A 6,076-nucleotide genomic window follows, 5' to 3' on the forward strand; every position below is an offset into this window, starting at 1 on the left:
AAGGGCACGCAGCGCGGGGCCTCCCGTGGCCTCAGCCAGGAGGCGGGCATCCTGAAGGACGCCAGCGATCTCGCCGCCCGCTACGACGTCGACATCACCACCACGCTGCGGGTGAACCGGGCGCCGGAGGCCGCGATCCTGCGCGAGATCGAGACCACCGACATCGATCTCGTGGTCATGGGCGTCGACCGCATCCAGGGCGATCATCTGTCCTTCGGCGGCGTCGCCGACGCCGTCCTCAGGCAGTCGAAGGTCTCGGTGCTGCTGGTGTCGAGCGGCGAGGCCCGGCAGGCTCCGGCGGAGAAGGGCTAGGGGCAAGCCATATCCGTGTGGGCGGTGCGCTCCCTCTCCCGCTTGCGGGAGAGGGGCGGGGAGAGGGCTTTCCCCGCATTGGGACACTCCCCCAGAGGAAAAAACCCTCACCCGGCGCTTCGCGCCGACCTCTCCCGCAGGCGGGAGAGGTTACACCGAGCGTGCAGCGCCGCTGATCCGACCCAACGGCTCTTAGGGCTTCACCTCCGCCCCCTTCGGCGCCTTCTTGCTCGCCCGCCAGTTCTCGAACCGCTGCACCACCACGAAGAAAGCAGGCACGAACAGCACCGCCAGGCAGGTCGAGGCCAGCATGCCGGAGAATACGGTGATGCCGATCGACTTGCGCGCGCTGGCGCCGGCGCCGGTCGCGAGCACCAAGGGCACCACACCGAGGATGAAGGCGAACGAGGTCATCAGGATCGGGCGGAAGCGAGCGCGCGCCGCCTCGATCGCGGCCTCCAGCACCGGCTTGCCGTCGCGATTGTGCAGCTCGAGCCCGACTTCGACGATCAGGATCGCGTTCTTGGCCGACAGCGCGATCAGGAGGATCAGGCCGATCTGGCAATAAAGGTTATTGTCGATCTTGAGCCCGGAGAGGATCAGCATCGGCCCGAGCAGCGACAGCGGCACCGCGAGGATCACCGAGATCGGCGCGTACCAGCTCTCGTACTGGCCGGCGAGCACGAGATAGACCAGCAGCATGGCGAGGCCGAACACCCAGTAGATCTGGTTCGAGACCGCCTTCTCCTGATAGGACATCGCGGTCCATTCATAGCCGGTGCCCGGTGGCAGCGTCTTCTCCGCGATCTCCTCCATCAGCTTCAACGACTGGCCGGAAGAATACCCCTGTGCCGGCAGGCCGATCACGGTCGAGGACGGATAGAGGTTGTAGAGGCTGATCAGCGACGGGCCGGTGGCGGGCGTGATCTTGGCGACGGTGCCGATCGGGATCATGTCGCCGTTCGAGTTGCGAACCTGCATGTTGGCGATGTCGCGCTCGGTGACGCGGAAGGCGGGATCGGCCTGGGTGTAGACCTGGAACACGCGGCCGAATTTGTTGAACTGGTTGACAAAGGACGAGCCGAGATAGGTCGACAGCGCCGAGAACACCTGATCGGTGGTGACGTGCAGCGTCTGGGTCTTGACGCGGTCGATCTCGACGTTGAATTGCGGCACCGACGAGCGGAACGAGGACTGCACGCGCTGCAGCGCGCTCTGGCTCTGGCCGTTCGAGACCATCGCCCCGGTGATCGCCTGCAGCTTGGCGAAATCGCTGTTGCCGTCGCGCAGCTCGACCTGCATCGAGAAGCCGGCGGCGTTGCCGATGCCCTGGATCGGCGGCGGGGGCAGCACCAGCGTGCGCGCTTCCATGATGGTCGCGAGCTTGTCGTTGAGCCCGTACACCAGCGAGCGCAGATCCTCGCCGGGGCCTTTGCGCGCCTCCCAGTCCTTCAGGATGATGTAGGCGACGCCGGCATTGGCAAGGCTGGCGCTGTTGTCGAGCGCGGAGATGCCGGCGATGGTGATGACCTGCTGGACGCCGGGCGTATCCTTGATGATCTCGCTCGCCCGGTCGAGCACCGTCTGGGTGCGCTCAAGCGCAGCTCCATCGGGTAACTGGACGGCGGCGATCAGGTAGCCCTGGTCCTCGATCGGCAGGAAGCCGGTCGGCACCCGCGACAGACCGTAGCCGCTGGCTGCGATGACCAGAAGCGCGAAAGCCACTGAGACCGTCGCGTGCCTGCACAGGAACGTGATCAGCCGTGTGTAGCCGCGCTCGATACGGTTATAGACCGCGTTAAAGCCCCGGTAGAAGAAATTGCGCTGCTCCGGCGGCACCGTCGGCCGGAGCCACAGCGCGCATTGCGTCGGCTTCAATGTTGCCGCGTTGATGGCGGAGAGAAGCGCGGTCGCCGCGATCACCAGCGCGAATTGCGAATAGATGCGCCCGGTGAGGCCGGCGAGGAACGAGGCCGGCAAGAACACCGAGATCAGCACCAGGGTGATGCCGACGATCGGCGCGAACAGCTGGTCCATTGCCTTGATCGCGGCGTCGTGGCCGTTCATGCCCTGCTCGATGTTGTGCGCCGCGCCTTCGACCACGACGATGGCGTCGTCGACCACGATGCCGATCGCCAGCACGATCGCAAACAGGGTCGACATGTTGATGGTGAAGCCGAGCGCCGCCATCGCGGCGAACGCGCCGATGATGGTGACAGGCACGGTGGTTGCCGGCACCAGCATCGCGCGCCAGTCCTGCAGGAAGACCAGGATCACGACCAGCACGAGCAGGCCGGCCTCGATCAAGGTCATGTAGACCTCGTGCACCGAGGCTTCGACGAACTTGGTGGTGTCGAACGGCGTGTCGTATCTGATGCCTTCCGGGAACCGCTTGGCGAGCTCCGCCATCTTCTTCTCGACGGCCTGCTCGACCTGGAGCGCGTTGGCGCCGGGCGACTGGAACACGCCGATGCCGGTGGCCGGCTGCTTGTTGAGCGAGAAGATCTGGCTGTAGGTCTGCGCGCCCAATTCGACCCAGCCGACGTCGCGCACCCGCGTAACGTCGCCGCTGGTGCCGGACTTGACGATGATGTTCTCGAACTGGCTGGTGTCGTCGAGCCGGCCGTTGACGTTAAGCGTGTACTGGAACGCCTGACCCGGCGGCGTCGGCGGTGCGCCGACCTGACCGGCGGAGACCTGCTGGCTCTGCTGCTGGATTGCGTTGATGACGTCCTGCGGCACCAGACCGCGGACCTGAAGCTTGTTCGGATCGAGCCAGACCCGCATCGAATACTGGCCGGCGCCGAATACGGTGACGTTGCCGACGCCGGGCAGGCGGGAGAGCTCGTCGCGGATGTTGATGGTGGCGTAGTTGCTTAAGTAGAGGCTGTCGTATCTGGAGTCCGGCGAGGTCAGCGTCACGAACAGCAGGATCGAGGTCGATCGCTTCTGCACGGTGACGCCCTGATTCTGCACGGCGCTCGGCAATTGGGACAGCGCGCTGGACACGCGATTCTGCACCAGCACCTGCGCGAAGTTGAGGTCGGTGCCGATCTTGAAGGTCACGGTCAGCGTGTAGGTGCCGTCCGAGCCGCTGTAGGACTGCATGTAGAGCATGTCCTCGACGCCGTTGACCTGCTGCTCGATCGGCAAGGCAACCGTGTCGATCACGGTCTTGGCGCTGGCGCCGGGATAGCGCGTGGTGACCTGCACGGTCGGCGGCACCACATCCGGATATTGCGCGACGGCGAGATTGAACAGCGCGACGCCGCCGATCAGGATCATCAACAGCGCGATGACGTTCGAGAGGACCGGCCGCTCGATGAAGAACTTTGAGATCATGGCGGCGGCTCCTACTTGGCAGACGCCTGTGGCTGCTCGATCTTCGTTGCTTGCGGATCGATCTTCTGGCCCGGAATCACCCGCAGCAGCCCAGCGATCACCACGCGGTCCTCCGGCTTCAAGCCGCTCTCGATCACGCGCAGCCCGTTGTCGACGGGGCCGATCTGCACCTTGCGCTGCTCGACGATGTTGTCGTTATTGACGACAAGGAGATAGCGGCCGCCCTGATCGCTGCCGAGCGCGGTGTCGGGGACGAGCAGGGCGCTCTTCTCCTGGTCGAAGGGCACGCGGACGCGGACGAAATAACCTGGCAGCAGCGCCCGCTTGTCGTTGGGCACGACGCCGCGCACCGCGAGCGTGCCCGTCGATGTATTGAGGGTCGGCGAGACGTAGTCGAGGTGGCCTTCATGCGGATATCCAGTCTCGGTCTGGAGGCCCACCTGGACCGGCAACTGTTTGAGGTCGGCGACGGTCAGCCCGCGGCGGGCCGCTTCGGCGCGAATGCGAAGGACGTCCTGCTCGTTGACCGTGAAGTTTACCCAGATCGGGTCCATCGCGACGATGGTCGCAAGCTGGGTCGGGGAGGACACGCCGACGAGCTCGCCGACCGAGACCATGTGGGCGCTGACGATGCCGTCGAACGGCGCGGTCACGTTGGTGTAGCCGTAGTTCACCTGGGCGAGCTTGGTGTTGACCTGGGCCTGCGAGAGACTGGCCTGCGCGTTGTCGCGGGTCGACGTCGAGGTATCGAGCGTCGACTGCGAGACCGCCTGGCGCTGCACCAGCTCGACCTGCCGCTTGAAGTCCGCTTCCGCCTGCTTGACCGTGGCCTGCGCGCCGGTCTCGGCCGCCTGCGCCTGCTCGAGCTTGAGCTTATAGGTCTCCGGCTCGATCGTGAAGAGCTGGGTGCCCTGCTTGACGAAGCTGCCGTCCTGATAGTCGATCGATTGCAGAAAGCCCTGCACCCGCGCCACGAGGTCGACGCTCTTGATCGGCGCGGTGTTGCCGGTGGCCTCGATGTAGCGCGTGACCGGACGCTGCACCGGCGTTGCCACCTCCACCTTGGGGGGCGGGGGTGCCACGAACGTGTTCTTGTCCTCGCAACCCGTCAGCGCGATCACGACGGCCGTGGCGGCGAGTGTCCGCCCAGCCTGTCTCCACACTTCATTGCGCCGTTCGGGAGATTCGGGATTCGATGAGGTCATTCGGTAGCCCCCCGAGTATCGTCTGTCGGTGCGACAGGCTACCAACAAATGTCCGGCCGTGAAACACCATGGCTATGGCAGTCGCAGGCCTTGCGCTGCCCGGGGCGGTGTGGCCTTTGACAGATTTGTCATGACAAACCGCTTTTCACCGAGCGCACGATCGACCAGAATTATGTCAAAGACCGTGTCACGGTGCGCGAGCCAGCCGGGAAGAAGCCAAGAAGAAAAGGTGAGGAGACCATGACATGCCAACGCCATTTCGGTCGGCCCTCGCCGGCCTCCTTCTCGCCGCGGCGGTTGCGATGCCCGCGCTAGCTGACGCTCTGAAGGACGAGATCGCGCCGACCGGCAAGCTGCGGGTCGCGATCGCAATCAGCCCCGCAGGCGGCGCATTCTGGTCGACCAGGACCGATGCCGGCTATGCCGGCGTTCCCGTCGATCTCGGCAAGGCGATGGCCGTCCAGCTCGGCGTGTCAGTCGAATATGTCGTGCACCAGAATTCCGGACAGATCACCGATGCCGCTGGCCAGGGGACCTGGGACGTCACCTGGCTGCCCAAAGATCCCGAGCGCGAGACCAAGATGCTGTTCGGGCCGATCTACGAGGTCGCGGACGCCACCTACATCGTCAAGCCGGGCTCGAACGTCACGAACTTCGCCGGCCTCGACCAGCCCGGCATCAAGGTGGCCGCCGTCAACGCCACCACGACCATGCGCGGCGCGATCGCGCATCTAAAGCATGCGAAGGTCACGGGCTATCAGACCTATGACGAGATCTTCGGCCTGCTGAGGAGCGGCGAGATCGACGCCTTCGCGCTGTCGCGCGATCAGCTCAACAAGATGGCCCAGAAGATTCCCGGCACCAGGGTGCTGGACGAGACGTTCAAGAAGACGGTGACGGCCGTCGCCGTGCCGCTCGGCCATCATCAAGCACTGACCTTCGTCACGACGTTCATGACGGATGCGACGACGAACGGCACGCTGCGCAAGGCCTACGACGATAATGGCCTGAAGGACGCGCCGATCCGGACGGAGTAGGGAGAGGTCGGTTTGGTTTGCGCGAGATCGGGCTAGATCCCGGTCGCAGCGGTCGCATGGGCATGCCACGCCGCAAGCACGTCCCGCTCGTCTTCGGCGGTGAGCCCGACGACCGGGCCGTTGCTGGTGCGGAGCCATTCGAGCGTGTCGCGTGCGGTAACCGCGACCGAGCGCGAGTTT

At 65.2% G+C, this 6,076-nt stretch carries 4 protein-coding genes; 2 read left to right on the plus strand and 2 right to left on the minus strand.

Annotation, left to right across the window (positions count from 1 at the left end; genetic code table 11):
* A partial coding sequence (locus tag MOV75_RS24265; protein WP_247006750.1) for a universal stress protein occupies window positions 1-312 on the plus strand: 312 nt, incomplete at its 5' end.
* A 192-nt stretch (window positions 313-504) separates the two neighbouring features.
* Here the strand turns inward: MOV75_RS24265 and MOV75_RS24270 are convergent.
* Both MOV75_RS24270 and MOV75_RS24275 read right to left on the minus strand, forming a co-directional pair.
* On the minus strand, window positions 505-3,654 hold the full coding sequence (locus MOV75_RS24270; protein ID WP_246921430.1) for an efflux RND transporter permease subunit: 3,150 nt from the start codon (window positions 3,652-3,654) through the stop codon (window positions 505-507).
* Window positions 3,655-3,665: 11 nt separating this feature from the next.
* Window positions 3,666-4,859, minus strand: a complete 1,194-nt coding sequence (locus MOV75_RS24275) for an efflux RND transporter periplasmic adaptor subunit (protein WP_246921433.1) — start codon at window positions 4,857-4,859, stop codon at window positions 3,666-3,668.
* A gap of 245 nt (window positions 4,860-5,104) precedes the next feature.
* On the opposite strand from MOV75_RS24275, the gene MOV75_RS24280 reads away from it, so the two are divergent.
* On the plus strand, window positions 5,105-5,896 hold the full coding sequence (locus MOV75_RS24280; RefSeq protein WP_246921437.1) for an ABC transporter substrate-binding protein: 792 nt from the start codon (window positions 5,105-5,107) through the stop codon (window positions 5,894-5,896).
* Window positions 5,897-6,076 lie beyond the last annotated feature (180 nt).

Source organism: Bradyrhizobium sp. PRIMUS42 (genome assembly GCF_023006515.1).
In the GTDB taxonomy this organism is placed as follows: domain Bacteria; phylum Pseudomonadota; class Alphaproteobacteria; order Rhizobiales; family Xanthobacteraceae; genus Bradyrhizobium.